Raw genomic sequence first — 19,357 nt, 5'->3', positions numbered from 1 at the left:
AAAGTAGGTATGACAACCCAAACTCGCCCGCTCATTGATACGGCTTGGTTGGCAGATAACCTGACTAACCCGAAACTACGCATCATTGATGTTCGCTGGAAGTTTAGGGAGGAAAACGGCAAGGGCGTAGCCTATGACGATAGGAGCGAGTTCCAGGCCGAGCACATTCCTGGCGCCGTGTATGTTGGCATGTCGACGGAGCTTGCAGACAGCACTCAGAACACTCCCGACATGATGCTCGGCCCAGAGGACTTCGGGGAAAGGATGCGTGAGTTGGGTGTTTCCGACGACAGTCATGTCGTGGTCTACGATGACTCCGGGCTTCCATTGGCGTCTGCGCGTCTTTGGTGGGCACTCTCGCACTATGGCCATAAAAACGTGCAGGTCTTGGACGGCGGCTTGCAGCAATGGAAACTCGAAGGTCGACCCACTGAAACTGGCGATCTAACCGTTGAGCATGGTGACTTTGAACCAACAGTGCAGAGCAATTGGATTGCCCGCAAAGCTGATGTCTTGGATGCGATGGGTAAGCCCGGAGTCAGAATTGTGGACTTTCTACCAAACAACCTCTTCCGAGGCGACGGAGTTCACACATGGGGAGGTCGCTCGGGACATATTCCCAGTGCCGTCAACATACCGGCGATATCGAACATCGATCCGGATTTGGCACACATACCCATTGCCGAACGTGCAGCTAAACTAAAGGAACGTGGTTCATTCAAGTTGGCGGATCATTCCAAGCTCCTCAAGCACTATCAGGACAAGGGAATTCAAACTGACGATGAGGTCATCGCCTATTGCGGCCGTGGCATAGCTGCTTCTTGTGGGCTCCTTGCGTTGCGCCAAATGGGGTTCGAAAAGTCCCGCCTGTACGATGGTTCATGGGCTGAGTGGAGCGCCGATGAGAGCCTTCCGGTTGAAACCTCGTGAGATTACGATTTTGGGTCACTTTGGGTGGTCCAATTATTGACGCGTTGCTAGGAGGATATTTTGATGACGGACAATTTCCGGCTGACCAAAGAGGCTGCGCAGAAGTACAATAACCATAGTGTGCCTGCGATGTTCGGCCCATTGGCTGAAGCAACAATGCAGAAGGTTCAGCTTCGAAGCGGCACTTGTGTTATCGACATCGCATGCGGCACCGGGGCTTTGACGCGAGAGATTGCAAGGAAACTGACGGGCAAAGGCCGGGTTGTTGGCGTAGATCTGAACGAAACTATGATTGAAGTCGCGCAGTCCAATCAGCCGGATTGTCGTCATGTGCTCGAGTGGTATGCAGCAGATGTAACCGAGTTACCTTTCGAAAATGCTACGTTTGACTATGCCTTCATACAACAGGGGCTTCAGTTCTTCCCCGACAAATCCACCGCTTTGCAGGAAGTTCATAGGATCTTACGCAATGACGGTCAGCTATTTTTGACATGTTGGCGCGCAGTGTCGCCCTTCAATGGAGCGCTTGCAAAAGCTCTCGAACGGCATGTTGGAACAGATGCCGCAGTAAAAGCCAGAGCGCCTTTTTCGTTTCGAGATGGGGACCTCATTTCGAACTTGTTGGTTGACGCAGGCTTCAAGATAGCTCGTCACGAGCCATTGGTACTTGAGCGAAGATTTATTAATCTTCGCGCGCAAATCATGGCGCTGCCAATCGAAACCGATCTTAGGGATGCAGGTGCTGACGTCACCAACAAGGTCGTGGAAGAGGTTGCAGACGCTTTGTCTAGATATGACAAAGAAGGCGTATTGCACGTACCGCAAGAAGCGCACCTCTTTGTCGCCGCGGCATAGGTCAGCGACCACTGACTCAGTTCTCCATTGCGATCTTTACCATGGTCAAGTGACAATGCGGCATTAGTGGCGGCCCAGCGTGGCTCCGAGTTGACGCTTGAGTCTGCATCAAACTATACTTTTGCCATGGCCAGCGGAAAATACATCGACGACTTGTCGGTTGGCGAAACCTTCGAAACCGGAGGTGTTACGCTGACCGAGGGAGCGATTATTGACTTCGCACTGGTTCATGACCCGCAGCCCTTCCACGTTAACAAAGTGGCTGCCACAGAGTCGAGTTTTGGCGGTCTCATAGCCAGTGGATTTCAGACAATAGCGCTTACTTTCAGGTTGTTCCGCGACACTGGTGTACTTACCGGCACCAACCTGGGTGGACATGGTATGGACGAGGTACGGTGGCTGGCCCCGGTGTATTCAGGCGACACGATCAGCGTGCGCGTCACGGTTGAGGCGATTACACCATCACGTTCGAAGCCAGACCGGGGAACGGTCAAATTCCGATACCTGACATTTAACCAGAACGATGTTGAAGTTCTTAACCTGGTTATGCACCACGTGATGGCATATCGGAGTTAAGGCAGTTTGCAGCGACTTGGGCGCGGCGATCAATTTGAACTCCTATTGTCATCTTCAAGTGTATCCTTGGGCTTGCTACATAAGGCTTCTATTCGCAATTGCGGTCGTGGCGTACATGCAAAAGAGCGTACCCGCAGCCCTTATGCCTTAACCATTACTTGTAGATTGCCGCATAGCGAGGTGCGAAGAACTTGACGAAGGCTCTAACCTCTGGCCGACGATAAGCTTCTGGCGAAATGAGCATTAGGTGCGGCACCGCAAGTTCGGGGATTTCGTCGAAACATCGGATAAAAGACGTGTCTGTTTCAACCAGCTTGACATTGCTGATCCCAAGGCCTTGCCCTGACCTGATCGCCGCATGCATTAGTTCCAGTTCAGTGAAAGACATGACGATCTGGTCCAGCTCTACGTGATTGGTCAACCATTCGTGGAATACATTCGGTACATCGTCCCGCTGAAAGGTAACAAACTGATGCCCGGCCAGATCATTCGTTGACCTCGGTAAGCCAAACTTGTCCGCGTAATTTCTACCGCCGAACAAAGACCAGCGAGCCGTGCTGATTTTCCGGCAGATAAGATCGGGATCAGGATCGGTTCTTGCAAGGCGCAAAGCAATGTCGGCCTCTCCGGCCGTCAGGTCCAGCGCTCGAACGCTGGATAAAAACTCGAATGCGACATCCTGATTGTCGGCGGAAAACTCGTTTACGATTTTGATCATGCGTGCGGAGAAATTTGCCGAATAAGCGGTGATACGGATGGGTTGTGTCGACGTCAAAACTTTCGCGCAATCGGCAAATTCAAGGACTGAAGCCTCGATTGCTTCGGCGAGAGGAACGAGGCGAAGGGCTTCTGGGGTTGGTTTGAACCCGTGCGTACCGCGCTCAAAAAGCATTAAGCCTGTTTCTCTTTCGAGAACATCAATGCGTCGGGCAACCGTTGGTTGGGAGACCTTTAGCTTTCTAGAGGCCGCAAGCGTCGACCCTTCTCTGAAGACAGAGAGGAACACACGAATATCCGACCAATTTCGGAACCCGTTCTTCATTTTTGTAGAACAGCACAATTTTGTGCCGGATACCAGAAAAACAGGTGAAAAGTTACTGTTGTTGCGACACCGCAAGTAACTCGGAAAGGACCATGAGATGGCTTCCCATACAATGTCACCCAGCATCTGGACCGTATTTGATGGACTGTTCGGTTGGACCAAAAGAGCCTGCCCCGAAACCCGTAAGCCGCAGCCTACAGCCAACGATCTTCACGCGGAACGCGACTATATTAATGACGTGATCTGGAGTGATCCCGCTGCGTTTTCGAGTGAACTGGACGTGCAGACCATGATGAGTCTGTATCCAGGAAGGTTCTGACGACACTTGGTGACAATCGGCCGAATAAGGCGATTAGATCCCGCCAAATGCAGCTGCAAGCTGGAAGTGGCAGTCACGCACCTGTGTTGTAGCCATTGAGTTATTTCCAACACGAGACCTTCTCGTGCAACCTGGCGCCTTGTTTGACGATATTGAAGTGAGCCACCTGCTGGTAAAGTTCATTGCCCTCACCTCCGCATGTTCGTTGTTTGGTGAAAGGCAATTTCCTTTGATCCGTTCTTGTAAATTTGCAAAGGCCGCTATCTGGGCTGCAAGCGCAGAAACTAAAAGACGTCTCTGGATCGCAGATCGAACTTTGCAAAGCCTGCTGCAAACGCATCGCAGACCTTCGCGAGAATCCAAGCTAATGGGCCGAACCCAAGGTTCCTCAGGGAGGCTCTTTGCGGGGTTGAGCGCCGTAAAGCGCCATAAACGCAACGATTACGCCAAAACTGATTGAATTCCTCGCTTTTGCAGCCAAATGCGCAGCGCAAAACTTTTGGCGAACAACGCAAACTTATGAGGTGCGCATAACGCTACGCTTCTGCTATTGATTTCATTTATGAAATTCAAGTGTGCTCGCCCATAACTTTGTGCAACGTTTGCGCATAATTTTGCACGATTTTCCCAAAAGTTTGCACACACCCCCAGGGTGACCAATTACATCCTTCCGAAAGTATCTTTGAGTTCTGCGGCTTGAGCTACATCCAGCATTCGGGTTGGCATACCTCGCAGTGCCAAGAGTAACTTGGCTGTTTCTTCCAGCTCTTCTGCTGCACAGACCGCTGAGAACAGATCCTTCCCTGAAACGACAGGCCCGTGATTGGCCAACAGAACCGCACTAAATTTCCCACCCAGTTCGCGGATCAAATCACCGGACTTCGGATCACCCGGCTTAACGTATGGAACAAGTTTGACCGTGCCTACACGCATGACCACGTATGGTGTAAGCGGTGGAATACAGTCATTGGGATCGGTGTCTTCCAGGCAGGACAGAGCAGTGGCACAAGTCGAATGCAGATGAACCACGGCGCCCGCTTCTGGCCGCGTCTCATAGAAGGCTTGGTGCAGAAAGACCTCCTTGGTCGGCTTGTCGCCGGAGACGTGGTGCCCATCCAAATCAATCTTGGCGATGCGCTCGGGATCGATATTCCCCAAGGTGGAGTTGGTTGGTGTCATGAGGATCCCGTCATCAAGATGTGCCGAGACATTGCCCGCAGTGCCGACGGAAAATCCACGCACAAACAGCGAGGCGCATAGCTCTGACATCTGCTGCCGCAAAGCCGATTCATCCGAACTCATTTGCCTGCCTCCATCATTCTGAGCGCCTTCGCGAAAAAGTCCGGAGCGCCAAAGTTTCCAGATTTTAGAGCCAGCGCAATGGGTTCAGTTTTTCCGACGCTCAGGACAGGTACGCCCGGGTCGATCTCTGGACCAATTGACATGGCAGGAGACCCCAGTGCCTCAGATACGACCTTGGCGACAGCTCCCGACGTCTCCCCTCCGGCAACGACAAGGCGCTTATAGCCCGTTTGGACAAGTTCTCGGGCAGTTTCAGCAAAGAGATTGTCCAGCTTTTCCGCCACAGCTTCCTGACCGAATTGACTTTGGATCGCGCGCACCTCTTCCGGGCTTCCTGATGAGTAAGCGAGGGGGGTCTCACCTGAATGCTTTTCAAAGAAATCCAGAAGCGTTTGCGTGTTCACATCCCCGGACATGACGGCTGGAACATCAATGGCGAAGGTTGGATTGAATTCCGCATGAACATCGATCTGCCCGCGTGTCGCACCTGAACATGATCCTGCAAGTATCGCGGCAGACCCTGCGATACCAGAGATTGCATCGCCAGTATTTTGGGACGAAGTCTCTCTCAGGACGTTTCTGGGTAGCCCCAGTGCTATCCCAGATCCTCCGGTAATCAGTTTGGCATCCTTTAGAGCTTCGCCCCAGGCCAACAAATCTTCATCCGAAATCGCGTCGCCGATCACAAAGCGTTCGTCGGCGTTCTGCAAAGCAGCAGTAATCGCCTCCGATCCTTGCTTCACGGTGTCAACTGGCACCAACCCAACTTCTTCTTCGGTCTGATGCTGCAACCATCGCCTGATGTTGGCATCCGTCATCGGAGTAAGTGGGTGGTTTTCCATCCCGGACTCGTTCAACGGCTTGCCGAGCACAAAAAGATGGCCGTGATAAACAGTGCGACCCGTGGTCGGAAAGGTCGGGCAGAAAATCACTTTTTGCGCGCCCAGTTCTTTGGCCAACGCTTCCGCAACGGGACCGATATTTCCCTCCATCGTGGAATCAAAGGTGGAGCAATACTTGAAGATGAACTGCTTGCATCCTTGATCCTTAAGCCACCGCAGGGCCCGCAAGCTGTCCGCTACCGCTTCCTCAGTCGGTGCGGTGCGGCTCTTGAGTGAGATCACACCCGCTTCGATCTCATCGTCGGCTGGGGTCGTTGGAATACTTGGGAACTGTGCCGTTCGTAATCCACCCTCCGGCTCAACGCCCTTCGCCAAGGTGTTCGCAATATCACTCGCACCAGTGAAGTCGTCCGCTATGACACCGATTTTCATAGTTCAATGTCCCGCATCGGCCCTGGATCCAGCCTATGGATGTGCGGTGCAGCACCGACGGGAAAAATCTCACGCACAAGTGGATCATGGCCGGGCACGATAAGTCGAGGATGCGAAGCCAACCTCTCGAGTGTCTCGAAACCATCCATCATGTCCTGCAAATCGACGACGATGGGAAAGGCTTTGCGCGCCATGAAATTCTCGTAGTAATGCGAGGCATCAGAGGCGAGCACCATCCACCCGGCTGCCGTTCTTACGCGAACACATTGCAACCCGCGCGAATGCCCACCGATGCAGTGTACCGTAACCCCATCTGCAATCTCGGCTTCTCCGTCGTAGAATATGACCTGGCCTGAATAGAGACGCTTTACGACCTCGCAGACATGGTCAGCCGTGAAAGGTGCACGCAGATGGTCATGGCACATGCAGGGACCTGTAGCGAAGGCCATTTCCGCCGATTGCATGTGCAACTTAGCATTCGGGAACATGTGCAGCCCCCCTGCATGGTCATAATGAAGGTGGGTCACGATGACCTCAGTCACCGCTTCCGGCGCGATGTCTAGAGGCCGCAAAGCTTCGCGAGGGTCCATCGCGATTGGGCGGCCACGAGCGGCGGCCTCATCGGAGTCGTAACCGGTATCGACCAGAATGACTTTGTTGCCGCGTTTGAGCACCCAAACGAAATAATCCATCGCATGAGGCGCGTCATGATTATCATCGATAATGAAACTATCAGCGCGCGTCCGGGCGTTGCGATCCGCGTATTTCACAGCGTGGATTTCCCAATCGTTCATCGAATAACCTTGGAATACTGGTGAACCACCTTGGTGGCGATCATATCAGCCACTGCCGTATCAAAGGACTGAAAATGCGCGCTTTCTAGGTGGGCAGAGAACGCCATGCTGTCATCATAAACCTCATAGAGAAAAACTGTCTCGGGATCGTCGCCGAGGCAAACGTCAAACTGCTGGCACCCGGGTTCTCCACGCAAAGAAGTTGAAGCGTTTTCTACCATCAGCGGCAAGAAAGCGCTTCTCCTACCGGGTTTGAGAGTGAAAGTGACAGTGACTACAAACATCAGACAGAAAGTCCTTTCAGACGTGAGAAAGCGCGCTTTGCGACAGGCAGTTGGCTGAGGATCAGACCAATGTTGAGCACCAGCAGAATGGCCGCACCAGGTCGTGAAAAAAAGACCGAAAGATCCCCGTCCGACAAGAACAGCGACCGACGGAAGGTTTCGTCAAACAGGCTGCCCAGAATAACCCCGATCACCAACGGCGCGATTGGGTACTTCATCAGGTTCATGAAATAGGCAACGGCACCGACGCCGAGCATCAGGTAGAGATCATTGATGCCCCCGCCAACGCTGAAAGATCCAATTGTTGTCAGAACCATAACGACGGGCAAAAAGATGGTCTGGGGGATGGCAAGGATTTTGATAAATACCCGAGCGGTGAAAAGCCCCATCAGGAACATCGTGAGCGAGGCCAGAACCAGGATCGCAACCACGCGCAGAATGATCTCGGGATCAATCGTCGGGCCGGGAATCACGTTGTTGATTTTGAAAGCTCCCATCAAAGCGGCCGCAGGTGGTGAGCCGGGAATACCCAACACCAAAAGTGGGATTAGCGCTCCGCCAATACAGGCGTTATTTGCAGTCTCGGAGCACAGCAGGCCTTCCAATGACCCTTTGCCAAACTTGTTGCCCTCGGCAGAGACAGTCTTACCGACACCGTAGCTGACCCAACCGGCGACATCTTCGCCAACTCCGGGAAGTGCTCCTACCCCTGTCCCGATAACGCCTGACCGGCCAATGGTCGGCAGGTAGCGCCGAATAGACCGAAGGTTCGGAAGAATGCGGCCTTTCAGGGCCAGAACTTTCCCGGCCTCAACGTGCCTCAAACCGTCGATAATTTGGGGAATGGCAAAGGCTCCCATCAGGACTGGCACGACCTGAAACCCGCTCATCAAGTAAGACCAGCCGAAAGTATAGCGCGGTTCAGACAAAAGAGGGTCGAGCCCGACCATGGACATCGCAAGCCCGATTAGACCGGCGATCCATCCCTTAATCACCAGGTCTTCGCTCATCAAAGTGCCAGAAAGCAGAATGCCGAACAGGGCCAGTAAGGCTTTCTCCGGGCTTGCGATGTTCTTTGAAACCAAAAGCAGCGCCCAGACAAAAATCAAAAGCGTGATGGTTCCGATAACTGTGCCAATGAAACTGGCCGTCGTGGTCAGCCCAAGTGCTTCGCCCCCTCTGCCCGCTTTGGCCAGAGGGTAACCATCCATGGCTGTTGCCGCGCTGGCTGCTGTGCCCGGAATGTTCAGTAGAATAGACGGGTAAGACCCCCCGTAAATCGCGCCGACATAGGCCCCGAGCAAAGCGATGAGCGAATAGTCGAGCGGGATTTTGTTGCCGAAGAAACCCGTCAGGATCGTCACCGCCAGCGTTGCCGTAAGGCCGGGCAATGCGCCGAACGTGATGCCCAGGAACACGGATGCGATCAAATACAGATAGGTCAGCGGGTCCACTGCCAGGCCCACGAATGCGGTCCCAAACCCAGCCAGTTGCGAAAGGATAAAGTCCATCCGGTCAGTCTTTCCATAACGGACGAAGCGTCACGTAGTAGTGGTATTCGATTTGCTTGAAGATCAGCCCGCCGCGCGCGGGCACGTTCTGCCGGAAAACAAAGGCCATCGCGCAAACAAGGATGAGCGGGGCAAGTATTGCCACCAATGGAACGTACCGCAAAACGCGTTCAGTAGTCGCATTGGCCAGCACCAACAGCGTCAATGCGACCCACAGGATCAGTGTGAACCAATCATCCCGGTGTGCGTTCCAGTCCGCCTGCGTGGGAAAAACAGCAAACGCAAATAGTCCAGCAGTGACAACTGCGATACAGGCCACCAAAGCGCGTCGAGCATGGCCACCGTAGTAGCCGTACGTCAAAGCTGTAATTAGCAACCCGGAACACAGAATGAAGTCCACTCTGGGGACCAGTCCGACGACATATGCAAGAAGGATAAGGCCGATTGTTGAAGCTCGAAAGGCTTCCGACTTGTTCCATCCGATACCCAAAGCACTAAGCGCGTTTTGGGCTCCACCTGAGCGGATCGAAATGGCTAGTAAGACGAAGGACAACACAAGCAATCCACCGAAGATGAACAGCGGTACAATTGCAGCCGAGTTGTACCAATCGGATCCACTCACACCTGCGCGGTTTTCACCCCAAAGCGGGATGTCCGACGTCTTCCAAAGGAAAAAGGTGGAAATTGCTATCAGACCAATCGATGCCCAGAAATCGCGCGCGCGCATGATCAGTGTTTCGTCAGGTTTTTCCATTACCTGCCTCCTTTGGGAAAGGGCGCGATCAGGCGCGCCCTTTCAAAAGTGATCGGATTATGGCTTCTCGATACCCAGCGACGCCGGATCGACAGTGGCAGCGCCCAAATCTTGCAAGGTATAGGCAAAGGTAGCTTCGAGGTTCGCAAACAGCTCTTGAGCTTCTTCGCCGTGTTGACCACCGACATCATAATTGTTTGCAGAGGCCCATTCCGCGACGGTGTCGGAGGCAATCGCTTGCTCGAAGGCATAACCAAGCGCGGCCTTTACGTCGTCCCCGGCTGAACTGTGAACTGCAAAACCGATGGCCTGTTTGAGCGGCAAATATTGGTCGAGACCGTCATAGATGCCAAAGGCAGATGGCACCGTAACTCCTGCAATCTGCGCATCTTCGGGCGTCAACATCGCGAGCGGTTTAAGTTGACCGCCTTCGATCAACGGGGCCTGTTCAGCTAGAGAAGTCACAACCAACGCAACTTCACCCGCTATCGCTGCTTCCTGCCCTGGCGCTGAGCCTTTGTATGGAACAAACTTGAACTCTGCACCGGACCCTTTTTCGATGGCCAGAAGGTTCAAGTGGTGGATCGAACCTGCGCCGGAAGCCGCCGCTGGAATAGTGCCAGGAGCAGCTTTCGCAGCGTCGACCAGTTCTTCCAGAGTATTGTAAGGACTCTCCGCCGGAACCGAGATCAGATCAGGTGATCCGCCAACGATGAACGGATACCAAAAATCAAATTTCTTATCCCAACCACCTTGCACAGCAGCGGTGACGTTCGACTCTGACAGACCAACCAGTGTATAACCATCGTCTGGTTGATTCATGACATAGACCATCCCGTTGGAGCCTGCGACACCACCTGTTTGATTGATCACATTGATCGAAACCGGAAGGTGTTTTTCCATCTCGGCCATGATCATTCGGTTGATCGTATCTGTGCCACCTCCGGCCCCCCAGACCACAGCTGTAGTGATATCGCGATAGGGATAATCCTGCGCAGCAGCTGCGCCTGCAATCCCAGTCGCCATCACGGCTGCGGCCGCCAACCGCCCTAGCTTTAGTTTCATTTCCAAGTCCTCCCAAACAGCTTCGCGTTTATTATTGCATTTATTTGCGTATACATTAAAGAATGCATTGTCAACGGACTGTAGTGAAAGCTGCTATCGCGCTATGAATGCGAAACGGGAAGGAAGCGGGCTAAGATGAAAAAGAATTATGATGTGGCAGTTTTCCACGGCGACGGGATCGGCCCTGAAATTATGGCCCCTACGCTTGAAATCCTGCGTCAGCTCTCGCGCGGCAGTCCTTCCTACGAACTGGTGTTTACAGACGCTCCGGCAGGCGCAGGCCACTACGCCAAAACTGGAGAATCGTTTCCGGTTGGATCACTCGAAACTGCGCGCGACGCTGACGCGATTTTGCTGTCTGCAATGGGCTTGCCGGATGTTCGATATCCTGACGGAACCGAGATTTCACCGCAGATTGATCTGCGAAAGCAGCTGGGACTTTTCGCTGGTGTACGTCCAGTAAAGGTAAGAAGCGGACAAATGACCCCCTTGGCGCTGCCTCCCGGAAAAGAGGTCGACTTTGTCTTGATACGCGAAAGCACAGAAGGACTGTTCTTCACTCAAGGCGCTGGAGAAGTTACCGAACACGAAGCACGTGAAACTCTGCTGATTACTCGTGAGGTGTCCGAAAAACTGTTCCGTTTCGCGTTTGAACTCGCCCAGAACCGCAAAAGAACCGGGCGCGGTCAGGGTCGAGTTACATGTGTCGACAAAGCCAATGTATTCCGCGCCTTTGCATTCTTCAGATCGATGTTTGATGCAGAAGCCGCCCACCATCCCGATTTGCAGGCAGACCATGCTTATGTTGATGCCACCGCACTGTGGATGGTCCAAAAACCTTGGGAGTTTGATGTCTTGGTGACCGAGAACATGTTCGGAGACATCCTCTCCGACCTTGGTGCAGGTCTTATGGGCGGTCTTGGACTGGCTCCGTCAGCGGATATCGGGTTGAATCACGCTGTATTCCAACCCTGCCATGGTTCCGCTCCAGACATTGCAGGACAGGGTGTAGCCAATCCTTTTGCGATGATCCTGTCCGCAGCAATGATGCTTGAATGGTTGGGGTTGACCCATGATAACCCAGGCCTGTCCAAAGACGGCGAACGGTTGCGTGAAGCCGTGGAAAAGGTGACTGCAAACGGACAGAACCTGACGCGTGACCTAGGTGGCACCGCCGGAACGCAGGACGCAGCCTCATCGGTATTGGAAGCATTTCGGGCATGAATACTCGAAAAACCATCAGAGTCGCGTGTGTGGGTGCAGGGTATTTCAGCAAGTTTCACTACGAAAGCTGGTCCCGAATGCCCGGAGCGGTTCCGATTGCATCCTGCAACCGTGATATCAACAAGGCGAAAGAAACAGGACTGACGGCTTACGACGATTTGTCGAAAATGTTGGAGATCGAAGAACCTGATCTCGTGGACATCATCCTACCACCAGTGGCGCAGGCCGACGCCATCCGAACAGCACTGCGCTCCGGAATAAAGTGCTTGATCTGCCAAAAGCCATTTTGCCTGTCTCTAGACGAAGCGGAGAAGATCGTCTCCGAGGCTGAATTGGAAGGCGCAACTATTGTCGTGCATGAGAATTTTCGCTTTCAGCCCTGGTATCGCGCAATCAAACAGGCGATGGTCGAGGGTCGAATTGGGACACCGCTACAAGCGACTTTCCGGCTTCGGCCCGGCGACGGACAGGGACCACGAGCCTACCTTGACCGGCAGCCGTACTTTCAGGAAATGCCGCGTTTCCTCGTTCATGAAACAGCGGTTCACTGGGTCGACACATTCCGATTTTTATTCGATGCGCCCAGTGCAGTTTATGCGGACTTGCGCCAAGTTAACCCCGTTATCTCGGGCGAGGATGCAGGTTACATCCTGTTTGACCACCCCAACGGTTTGAAAGCTCTGTTCGATGGCAACAGATGCCTTGACCACAGTGCCGAAAACCTGCGCCAAACCATGGGCGAAGCTCTCATCGAAGGAACGGAAGGATCACTAGTTCTTTACGGCGACGGCTCAGTAGAACTCCGCGGTTTTGGAAAACAGGAGCGACAGCAGATTCTACCTCCAAGCGATCATGATGGTTTTGGAGGAGACTGCGTCCACGCCTTGCAAAGTCACGTCGTTTCAGGCCTTGTAAAGGGTACGCCGCTGGAAAACACGGCTCGAAACTATTTGGACGTGATCCGCATCGAAGAGAGCATCTATCTCTCGGCTGCGGAGGGACGAAAGATCAACCTGGAGACGCCGTGAAGGATCAGGACGCAAAAACTCTTTCCAATACGCAACGCGCTGTTAGGGATTTGCGACAGATGATCCTGTCCGGCGAACTTGCAGCCGGAACTGACCATCTGGAATCGGAACTCGCGGAAACCCTTGGAATGTCCCGCACCCCGATACGGGAAGCTGCGCTGATGTTGGAAAGTAAGGGCTTGCTTGAAATGCGGCCCCGAAAGGGCGTGCGAATACTGCCTGTTTCATCAGATGATATGCGTGAAATCTACGACATACTGACGGAACTCGAGAGTCTCGCAGCACAGCGCGCTGCCGAAGCGGGCTATTCCGAAGATGAACTGGCGGTCCTTGCTGGATCAATTGCAAAGATGGATCAAGCCATCGAAGCCGAAGACCTTGAAGCCTGGGCCGAGGCCGACGAGTTGTTTCATCAGGAACTCGTTCGGTTGGGCGGCAACAAACGGGTCGAAGCGATTGTTGCAATGATGAGCGACCAGGTGCGCCGCGCACGCGCAACGACGTTGTTCATCAGGCCCCTACCCGTCAAATCCAATGAAGATCACCGGGTTGTTTTTCAAGCGATTAGTGAAGGTCGACCGGGTGTTGCCCGTGAACGTCATCGAGAGCACAGGCTGCAAGCGCAGGCTATGCTTTGCGGGATACTCGAGAAGCACCGACTCAACAGCCTCTGATCTTCTCGCATCCAGTCGTTAATCAACTAAAATAACTGCTTCTTTTCGGCACCAAAGGCGCTCCGAGTACTTGTCCACCGCGGTAATCGGCGGTTGCGTCCGGCGGCTCTAATATTCTTTTTTCATGGTCACTCAACCAATCACTGCATCAATTGGGGTTGTAATAGTACGATTTCGAATTAATTTAGTTCGATATCGTACTAGCGGAGACTCAAGATGCCAAATCGAAGACGTTTTCTCAAGATTCTAGGCGGAGGCACAATTCTGGCGGCAACGGGCGCGGTCGCGTTCCTCGCTACACGCACGCCGCATGAAGCGTTGGCTCCGTGGACGCCAAAACCGTATAACGACCCACGCAAGGCTGCTTTGTCCTACGCGATTCTCGCCCCCAATCCACACAACTTGCAACCTTGGCTGGTCGAGTTCGTTGGGCAAGACAAGGTGCGCATCCACCGTGATCCTGATCGCGAGCTTCCGGAAACCGATCCTTACCACCGCCAGCTCTATATTGGTCTCGGTGCATTTGTTGAGACGATGGTACTGGCAGCAGGTGCGCAGGGATTTGATACCGAGGTCACGTTACTGCCCGATGGAGATGACGGACCCATCGCAGAAGCAGTGTTCGTTCCTGGCGGAGCACCCGATCCACTCTCAGATCAAATCCTCAACCGACATTCAAACAAGGAACCGTACACTGAACAGCGGCTGTCCGAGACGGAAGTGTCGGTCCTTGAAAACTACGCCACCCTGATTACCGATGAAGATTTGGTGACCCGTATTCGAGACCTCACGAAACGCGCTTTCGAAATCGAAATGCGAACCCCGCAGACCTTGAAAGAATCCGTCGACCTGATGCGGATCGGGAAAGCAGAAATCAACGCCAACCCGGACGGGATTGAATTACGCGATCCCATGCTGGAAACGTTGCGACTTACCGGCCTATTGGACAATGAAACCCTGATGAACGTTGACCACCCAGGCACTCAGTCACACATGCGAGGCTACTTCGCCATGCTCGACGCGACGCCGCAATACGCAGTCCTCACGACAGCCACAAACACGCGAAGCGATCAACTTGATGCCGGTCGTCAATTGATGCGGTTTTACTTGAAGACAACCGAAATGGGCCTGGGCGTACATCCGGTCAGTCAGGCCCTTCAGGAGTATCCTGAGATGGCCGATGAATACGTTCTCGCGCATGAGCTTCTTGCGTCACCGGGCCACACGGTGCAAATGTTGTTGCGTTTGGGGTATGGGCCTGAACCGATTGCCACACCCCGCTGGCCGCTGGAGACACGAATTCTGAATGAAGCCTGAAGATGAGACCAACGAAGTCTACCGGTTCTTCACCGAGGTCGGGATCATCAATCAGTTGATCTCGACCAAGCTTGAGGCGTTCTTACCTGGAAGAATGACCGCAACCCAATTTGGTATATTGGGCCACCTGGTCCGGCGTCCCGAAGGCGAAACCCCACTGCAACTCTCAAACGCGTTTCAGGTGCCCAAGACTTCGATGACGCATATGCTCGCCAGCCTTGAAAATCATACCTTGATTACTCTTGAGACCAACCCAAAGGACAAGCGTTCGAAAATTGTCCGGTCGACGCCGCATGGCGCAGAGTTTCTGAAAACTTGTATGGATCGGATGTCGACAGCTCTTGGTCCGGTTTTGTCCGAACTCGGGCCTGAACCGTTCCATGAATCGCTGCCTAATCTGACGCTCATACGCGAAACCTTGGACAGTGAGCGCGACTAGCGGAAACCTGCGTCGGCCCAAGCAAACAGAAAAGCTCTCAGAACATCATACAATCCGCGCCCGGCGGCAGCGGCGGTGATCCTTCTGGCAAGGTGGGCGTGTAGTCAAATGTCACAATCTTTGCGCCACCATCAAATGCCACGAACAGTTGGTTGGATCCCGGCCTAATGGCGATGCCTTCTGGGTCGGTTCCGAATTCCAACAAGCTTTGCTGGGCGAGAAGTTGGCCACCTGCCGTGAACTCATACAGGCTGTTTGACCCTTCCCAGTCGTCAACTATCAGCATGTGGCCGGTACGCGGGTCAATCGCGATGCCCTGCGCCTCGCTCAAGGGCGGAGAGAGCTTCATGGTATCCAACCTCGCCGTCAAAGCACCCTCTGAAGTGAACCACGACAACCGTTCCGGGTCATCTTCTACGGTCACGATCTGCCCCTGGGCATTGATCGCGATGCCTTCGGTATCCGCGAACCCACCTTCCAACTCGAAAGGCGCTCCTAGGCGTGATCCATCCTTGGTGACACGTTGAAGACTGCCGAGACCATCACCCAGCAACAAGTGATCCCCTTCAACAGCAATTGCTTTGATCCGAAAGAGATCGCTGGATATTCGGCGCAATTCATCGCCTTGCAATGTAACGAGAATTGCTTCGGGCCCTTCATTTGCGATCCACAAACCGCAAAACGTTGGATCATAGTCAAGGCTTGCGGGTTGGTTGAGCTCGTAGCGCCCAGTTTCGCGAAGCTGTAATGCAATAGCCGGAACAGTCCCAGCGAAAATCAGGAATGCTATGGTTCTTGCAAACACTCTGGATGCTCCCGGAAAGGTATGATGTTTCAAAAAACTATACCTGATTATTGCGCCCCTTCTGTGAGAAAGAACAGCTCGATAGGCTGAGCAAGGCCACGTATTTCGTGATCCCCACAGCTAACGAACATGTTCGGTGCAGCACTTGCAATGGCTACCGTCGCCAACACTCTCTGACCAATTGATTTTGTTAAGTTTTCAATTCGGCTTGCGACGTTCACCGCACCGCCCAAAACCGTAAAATCAAGCCTGCCGGGGCTGCCGATGTTACCGTAGCTGACCTGCCCAACGTTGATCCCAATTCCAATGTCCAAGGGCGGTTTTTGGAACTCGTCTCGTCTAGTGTTGAGAACTTCCAAACCACTCAGCACACTCTGCGCTGCAAGAGCCGCCATTCTGCAACGGTCGGCATGGTTTTTTTGAGCTTCAACAGTGAAGATCGACAGGATGCCATCACCCATGAACTTGAGGACGTCTCCACCGTTGTCTTCTACGGCTTTGACCACCAGATCAAAATAGTCGCTGAGCGTGTCGAAGACTTCTTCTTCCGAAGAGGTTTCGGAAAGTGCCGTAAAGCCTCGCAGATCAGAGAACATAACCACGGCATCCAGAGTTGTTCGCTCACCGCGCTTGATGTTTCCGCTCCAGACTGCCTCGGAAGGTCCATCTCCTAAATAGGTTCGAAGTAGACCTTTAGACGATTTTCGCATCGTCACAGGTTCCAGAGCGGAAGAAAGGGCAGGTAACACCGCTTCAATCAGCCTTAGATGCTCCGGCGAGAACCCATCCGGCGCCTGTGTAATGAACGTGCAACCATGCAGCGATCCATCTCCGTAATAAAGCAAAGTAGCGTAGTAGTCGGTGCCGCCTTGCTCTGCAAATTCCAAATAGGATGAATGCTCTGTTTCTGAGTCCAGTTGCCGAAGACTTTTGTGAAGCGGCTTTCTATTCGCCAGAATATACTCAAATGAGCTCCCAACATAACCATCCGTCAACGTCGTCTCATGGGTGACATCGTAGCTGTCGGTGCCGTTGGGCGTCCAAACCACGCCCCAAGCAATAAGCAGTGGATTGGCAAAGCGCTGGCCAATGTTTACTCGCCACAGCGGAACTCCGGCTTCGACCAAGGAGGAACAAAACTGTGACACCACCTTTACGGGATCGCCGGAGCGACGACCTTCTGTAATCATCCATTTGGTTAGTCGAGTGACTTCTTCCATGTACCCAAGTTAATCGCTTGCAAAGGATGAGCAAAGACTATTGGAATTGCATTGTCGCTTACATTTTTTGAGCCGCCTGATCTGATTGGTTGAACAGAAAATTGCAGCCCCTCGCTTGGGCGAACTTCAGTAGAATCCAATCTCGCTGACGTCTACGCTGGCCTCGTGATCGTGCCCGTAGGCTACAACTCCAACTGAGGTGATTGCGTCTGCAGCGGGAGTAGCGCGTAACATGGCACCTGAAGCCTTGAAGCCTGACAGAGGCAAATAGATTTCTGTCCATTCGTTAGAAGTTGCAAACGCGGCCTGATAGTATTGCCACGGAAGCACCGTGCCACGTGTTCTAAGGTGGACGAAGTATTGCTCGCCGTTCCCCCGGACCAATAGCCTGACGCCTGATACACCCGTACCTGGCCGATCAGGCAACTTGCGTCGGAACTGGATGAAGCCGCCGTTGTTTACTGTACTCACAGTTCCGGTCAGCCGCGCGAATGCAACATTACCTTCCGAACGAAACTGCACCTGCCCTGAAGAAACTCCTCCCATGACGGTGTCGGCAACGTAGTCCCAACGCATCTCTGGAGACTTGGAGAAGTCTTCAGTCAGTTTTACATCAGCCTGCGCCATCATGCATCCGATGATAACAAAACCTGAAACAAGCCCAATGAAGTTGGCACGCATATCGATCCTTCTCAATTCAGTATCGCAATGGAAAGGTTCAGTGCCGTGGCAAATGCGACCCATGCAAAATACGGCAGGAAGGCCAGTGCGGAAACCCGATCTGAAGTCCTGACCTGAGCTATGAACATGACGATGACAGCCAACAACGCGACAATGACGACAAAGGCAAACCATGGCAGTTGCAGTACGAAAAAGGTTGGGGACCACAAAAAGTTCAGACCCATCTGCGCCCACCACAGCTTCATGGCGGTCGAGCTCCGGTCTGTTTCAAACTGATGCCAACCAACCAAAGCGATCAAAACATATAGCACCGTCCAAACCGGTCCAAAAATCCAATTTGGTGGATTGAAAGCCGGCTTAGAAAGCTGCGCGTACCATTCGCCAGGTGCAGTCAGTGTCCCGATCAGGATGCCGCCGCCCACCACAAGCGCAAGGAATGCTATGCGGATCAACCAGTTCGACATTGTAGGATAGCTTTCAGCAGTCCTTGGTCGTTACGTTAACAAGCGCTTCAGAAGAAAAGGTCGCCGTGCTGGTCTTATCCGCATCAGTATAAGACACCGTGGCGCCTTCGATCTCCGACCCAGTTACGGTGATTTCCCGTTGCCCGATAGTGTCATCTACATCGATGGTAAAGGCGAGTTTGTCACCTGCTGCGAGGGAGGCAATCTCAAGTTCAATTGTATCTTGCCCATCCACGACCGCAGGAATTTGCCGCAGAGCATCCGCACCCTCAACGAATTCAAGCGGTTGGAAGACCTCGACACCAGCGCCCTTTTCGGAAACGTCGAAAATCAGACGCCCGGCAGATTGCGACAAGTCAATTTTGAGGGTCGAGGCTTCTACTTCGCAAGCTCCGACATTTGTCAAAACAAAACGGTCTTTGGGCGCGCCTTCTATAAAGCGAATTTGTACTCCAGCTTGAAGCGAAGTGGCTGCAAACAATCCAAGGGTCGCCGCAATAATACTCTTCGGGAGCATATCTATCTCTTTCCTAATGGGTTCTTGATAGATACGCGTCGGCGGGTTTCTTGGATCAGACTTATGCCCTTTGACTATCGTGGTTTAGCCGTCAGGACCTTTCGAAGTTCTATGCACCGCTGTCAGAACGGTTAAGTCAAAACATGCCGTTTTCATTCTCGCCGTTTGCTGGAACTTCCTGAAGAACGTCCCAGTGCTCGACGACCTTCCCGTCGCATCCAGGCGAAAAATATCTATCCCTGCGCACTTGAGACCATCAGGCCAGATTTGGTGGCAATGCAG

The 19,357-nt window shown here is 53.1% G+C and carries 22 protein-coding genes; 9 read left to right on the top strand and 13 right to left on the bottom strand.

The features are described from left to right. Positions 1-9: 9 nt before the first annotated feature. From GS646_RS00510 to GS646_RS00500, 3 genes are all read left to right on the top strand, one after another. Positions 10-930: a sulfurtransferase gene (locus tag GS646_RS00510; protein ID WP_165590777.1), complete on the top strand. Its 921-nt coding sequence runs from the start codon at positions 10-12 to the stop codon at positions 928-930. Positions 931-993: 63 nt separating this feature from the next. Beyond that, entirely contained in the window at positions 994-1,785 is a 792-nt protein-coding gene (locus tag GS646_RS00505) for a class I SAM-dependent methyltransferase (RefSeq protein ID WP_171678604.1), read from the top strand. Positions 1,786-1,851: 66 nt separating this feature from the next. Further along, a complete protein-coding gene (locus tag GS646_RS00500) occupies positions 1,852-2,361 on the top strand; it encodes a MaoC family dehydratase (protein WP_371732002.1) in 510 nt (169 codons plus the stop codon). Between the two features lie 154 nt (positions 2,362-2,515). On the opposite strand, the gene GS646_RS00495 is transcribed toward GS646_RS00500, so the two are convergent. Beyond that, on the bottom strand, positions 2,516-3,367 hold the full coding sequence (locus GS646_RS00495; protein WP_171187968.1) for a LysR family transcriptional regulator: 852 nt from the start codon (positions 3,365-3,367) through the stop codon (positions 2,516-2,518). 133 nt (positions 3,368-3,500) lie between these two features. Between GS646_RS00495 and GS646_RS00490 the strand changes: the two genes are divergently transcribed. Next, on the top strand, positions 3,501-3,722 hold the full coding sequence (locus tag GS646_RS00490) for a hypothetical protein (protein ID WP_171187970.1): 222 nt from the start codon (positions 3,501-3,503) through the stop codon (positions 3,720-3,722). A gap of 660 nt (positions 3,723-4,382) precedes the next feature. On the opposite strand, the gene otnC is transcribed toward GS646_RS00490, so the two are convergent. The 7 genes from otnC to GS646_RS00455 are packed head-to-tail and all read right to left on the bottom strand — an operon-like array spanning position 4,383 to position 10,706. Next, a complete protein-coding gene (gene otnC, locus GS646_RS00485; RefSeq protein WP_171648764.1) occupies positions 4,383-5,024 on the bottom strand; it encodes a 3-oxo-tetronate 4-phosphate decarboxylase in 642 nt (213 codons plus the stop codon). Next, positions 5,021-6,298: a 3-oxo-tetronate kinase gene (otnK, locus tag GS646_RS00480; protein ID WP_171187973.1), complete on the bottom strand. Its 1,278-nt coding sequence runs from the start codon at positions 6,296-6,298 to the stop codon at positions 5,021-5,023. Before otnK ends, otnC begins: the two co-directional genes overlap by 4 nt. After that, on the bottom strand, positions 6,295-7,092 hold the full coding sequence (locus tag GS646_RS00475; protein WP_171187975.1) for an N-acyl homoserine lactonase family protein: 798 nt from the start codon (positions 7,090-7,092) through the stop codon (positions 6,295-6,297). The genes otnK and GS646_RS00475 overlap by 4 nt, the downstream gene beginning before the upstream one ends. Continuing rightward, positions 7,089-7,376, bottom strand: coding sequence for a putative quinol monooxygenase (locus tag GS646_RS00470; protein WP_171187977.1), 288 nt, complete (start codon positions 7,374-7,376; stop codon positions 7,089-7,091). Before GS646_RS00470 ends, GS646_RS00475 begins: the two co-directional genes overlap by 4 nt. Next, positions 7,376-8,887, bottom strand: coding sequence for a tripartite tricarboxylate transporter permease (locus GS646_RS00465; RefSeq protein WP_170804843.1), 1,512 nt, complete (start codon positions 8,885-8,887; stop codon positions 7,376-7,378). Before GS646_RS00465 ends, GS646_RS00470 begins: the two co-directional genes overlap by 1 nt. Before the next feature lie 4 nt (positions 8,888-8,891). Further along, positions 8,892-9,641 (bottom strand): hypothetical protein, encoded by a 750-nt coding sequence (locus GS646_RS00460; RefSeq protein ID WP_171187979.1) that lies wholly within the window; start codon positions 9,639-9,641, stop codon positions 8,892-8,894. Between the two features lie 57 nt (positions 9,642-9,698). Next, positions 9,699-10,706, bottom strand: coding sequence for a tripartite tricarboxylate transporter substrate binding protein (locus GS646_RS00455; RefSeq protein ID WP_171187981.1), 1,008 nt, complete (start codon positions 10,704-10,706; stop codon positions 9,699-9,701). A gap of 135 nt (positions 10,707-10,841) precedes the next feature. Here GS646_RS00455 and GS646_RS00450 point away from each other — a divergent pair, with 135 nt between their 5' ends. The 5 genes from GS646_RS00450 to GS646_RS00430 all read left to right on the top strand — a co-directional run bounded on the left by GS646_RS00450 (position 10,842) and on the right by GS646_RS00430 (position 15,388). Further along, a complete protein-coding gene (locus GS646_RS00450) occupies positions 10,842-11,930 on the top strand; it encodes an isocitrate/isopropylmalate dehydrogenase family protein (RefSeq protein WP_171648762.1) in 1,089 nt (362 codons plus the stop codon). Next, entirely contained in the window at positions 11,927-12,958 is a 1,032-nt protein-coding gene (locus GS646_RS00445; protein ID WP_171187984.1) for a Gfo/Idh/MocA family protein, read from the top strand. Before GS646_RS00450 ends, GS646_RS00445 begins: the two co-directional genes overlap by 4 nt. Continuing rightward, on the top strand, positions 12,955-13,632 hold the full coding sequence (locus GS646_RS23160; RefSeq protein WP_171187986.1) for a GntR family transcriptional regulator: 678 nt from the start codon (positions 12,955-12,957) through the stop codon (positions 13,630-13,632). The genes GS646_RS00445 and GS646_RS23160 overlap by 4 nt, the downstream gene beginning before the upstream one ends. Before the next feature lie 216 nt (positions 13,633-13,848). Beyond that, the gene (locus GS646_RS00435; protein WP_171187988.1) at positions 13,849-14,949 is read left to right on the top strand and encodes a nitroreductase family protein; all 1,101 of its coding nucleotides are present in this window, start codon (positions 13,849-13,851) and stop codon (positions 14,947-14,949) included. After that, positions 14,939-15,388 (top strand): MarR family winged helix-turn-helix transcriptional regulator, encoded by a 450-nt coding sequence (locus tag GS646_RS00430; RefSeq protein ID WP_171187990.1) that lies wholly within the window; start codon positions 14,939-14,941, stop codon positions 15,386-15,388. Before GS646_RS00435 ends, GS646_RS00430 begins: the two co-directional genes overlap by 11 nt. 37 nt (positions 15,389-15,425) lie before the next feature. On the opposite strand, the gene GS646_RS00425 is transcribed toward GS646_RS00430, so the two are convergent. The 5 genes from GS646_RS00425 to GS646_RS00405 form a co-directional block, all read right to left on the bottom strand. Next, positions 15,426-16,193, bottom strand: a complete 768-nt coding sequence (locus GS646_RS00425; RefSeq protein ID WP_171187992.1) for a hypothetical protein — start codon at positions 16,191-16,193, stop codon at positions 15,426-15,428. Between the two features lie 47 nt (positions 16,194-16,240). Continuing rightward, complete coding sequence (locus tag GS646_RS00420) at positions 16,241-17,413, bottom strand: adenylate/guanylate cyclase domain-containing protein (protein ID WP_171187994.1); 1,173 nt, start codon at positions 17,411-17,413, stop codon at positions 16,241-16,243. A gap of 126 nt (positions 17,414-17,539) precedes the next feature. After that, positions 17,540-18,094, bottom strand: a complete 555-nt coding sequence (locus GS646_RS00415) for a CIA30 family protein (protein ID WP_216600517.1) — start codon at positions 18,092-18,094, stop codon at positions 17,540-17,542. Between the two features lie 11 nt (positions 18,095-18,105). Beyond that, positions 18,106-18,558: a TspO/MBR family protein gene (locus tag GS646_RS00410; protein ID WP_171648760.1), complete on the bottom strand. Its 453-nt coding sequence runs from the start codon at positions 18,556-18,558 to the stop codon at positions 18,106-18,108. Positions 18,559-18,571: 13 nt separating this feature from the next. After that, a complete protein-coding gene (locus GS646_RS00405) occupies positions 18,572-19,075 on the bottom strand; it encodes an aggregation factor core (protein ID WP_171187997.1) in 504 nt (167 codons plus the stop codon). Between the last annotated feature and the right edge of the window lie 282 nt (positions 19,076-19,357).

The organism is Ruegeria sp. HKCCD4315, from assembly GCF_013112245.1.
GTDB lineage: Bacteria > Pseudomonadota > Alphaproteobacteria > Rhodobacterales > Rhodobacteraceae > Ruegeria.
Note: the sequence above shows the minus strand (reverse complement) of the source record. Positions and strands in the feature narration are given on the sequence as shown.

Coding starts and splice junctions, on each gene's coding strand:
- GS646_RS00415 (WP_216600517.1), bottom strand. CDS start 18,094: ATGCGTGCCAACTTCATTGGGCTTGTTTCAGGTTTTGTTATCATCGGA.
- GS646_RS00435 (WP_171187988.1), top strand. CDS start 13,849: ATGCCAAATCGAAGACGTTTTCTCAAGATTCTAGGCGGAGGCACAATT.
- GS646_RS00445 (WP_171187984.1), top strand. CDS start 11,927: ATGAATACTCGAAAAACCATCAGAGTCGCGTGTGTGGGTGCAGGGTAT.
- GS646_RS00475 (WP_171187975.1), bottom strand. CDS start 7,092: ATGAACGATTGGGAAATCCACGCTGTGAAATACGCGGATCGCAACGCC.
- GS646_RS00510 (WP_165590777.1), top strand. CDS start 10: ATGACAACCCAAACTCGCCCGCTCATTGATACGGCTTGGTTGGCAGAT.
- otnK (WP_171187973.1), bottom strand. CDS start 6,298: ATGAAAATCGGTGTCATAGCGGACGACTTCACTGGTGCGAGTGATATT.
- GS646_RS00465 (WP_170804843.1), bottom strand. CDS start 8,887: ATGGACTTTATCCTTTCGCAACTGGCTGGGTTTGGGACCGCATTCGTG.
- GS646_RS00490 (WP_171187970.1), top strand. CDS start 3,501: ATGGCTTCCCATACAATGTCACCCAGCATCTGGACCGTATTTGATGGA.
- GS646_RS00470 (WP_171187977.1), bottom strand. CDS start 7,376: ATGTTTGTAGTCACTGTCACTTTCACTCTCAAACCCGGTAGGAGAAGC.
- GS646_RS00455 (WP_171187981.1), bottom strand. CDS start 10,706: ATGAAACTAAAGCTAGGGCGGTTGGCGGCCGCAGCCGTGATGGCGACT.
- GS646_RS00410 (WP_171648760.1), bottom strand. CDS start 18,558: ATGTCGAACTGGTTGATCCGCATAGCATTCCTTGCGCTTGTGGTGGGC.
- GS646_RS00505 (WP_171678604.1), top strand. CDS start 994: ATGACGGACAATTTCCGGCTGACCAAAGAGGCTGCGCAGAAGTACAAT.
- GS646_RS00405 (WP_171187997.1), bottom strand. CDS start 19,075: ATGCTCCCGAAGAGTATTATTGCGGCGACCCTTGGATTGTTTGCAGCC.
- otnC (WP_171648764.1), bottom strand. CDS start 5,024: ATGAGTTCGGATGAATCGGCTTTGCGGCAGCAGATGTCAGAGCTATGC.
- GS646_RS00420 (WP_171187994.1), bottom strand. CDS start 17,413: ATGGAAGAAGTCACTCGACTAACCAAATGGATGATTACAGAAGGTCGT.
- GS646_RS00450 (WP_171648762.1), top strand. CDS start 10,842: ATGAAAAAGAATTATGATGTGGCAGTTTTCCACGGCGACGGGATCGGC.
- GS646_RS00460 (WP_171187979.1), bottom strand. CDS start 9,641: ATGGAAAAACCTGACGAAACACTGATCATGCGCGCGCGCGATTTCTGG.
- GS646_RS00430 (WP_171187990.1), top strand. CDS start 14,939: ATGAAGCCTGAAGATGAGACCAACGAAGTCTACCGGTTCTTCACCGAG.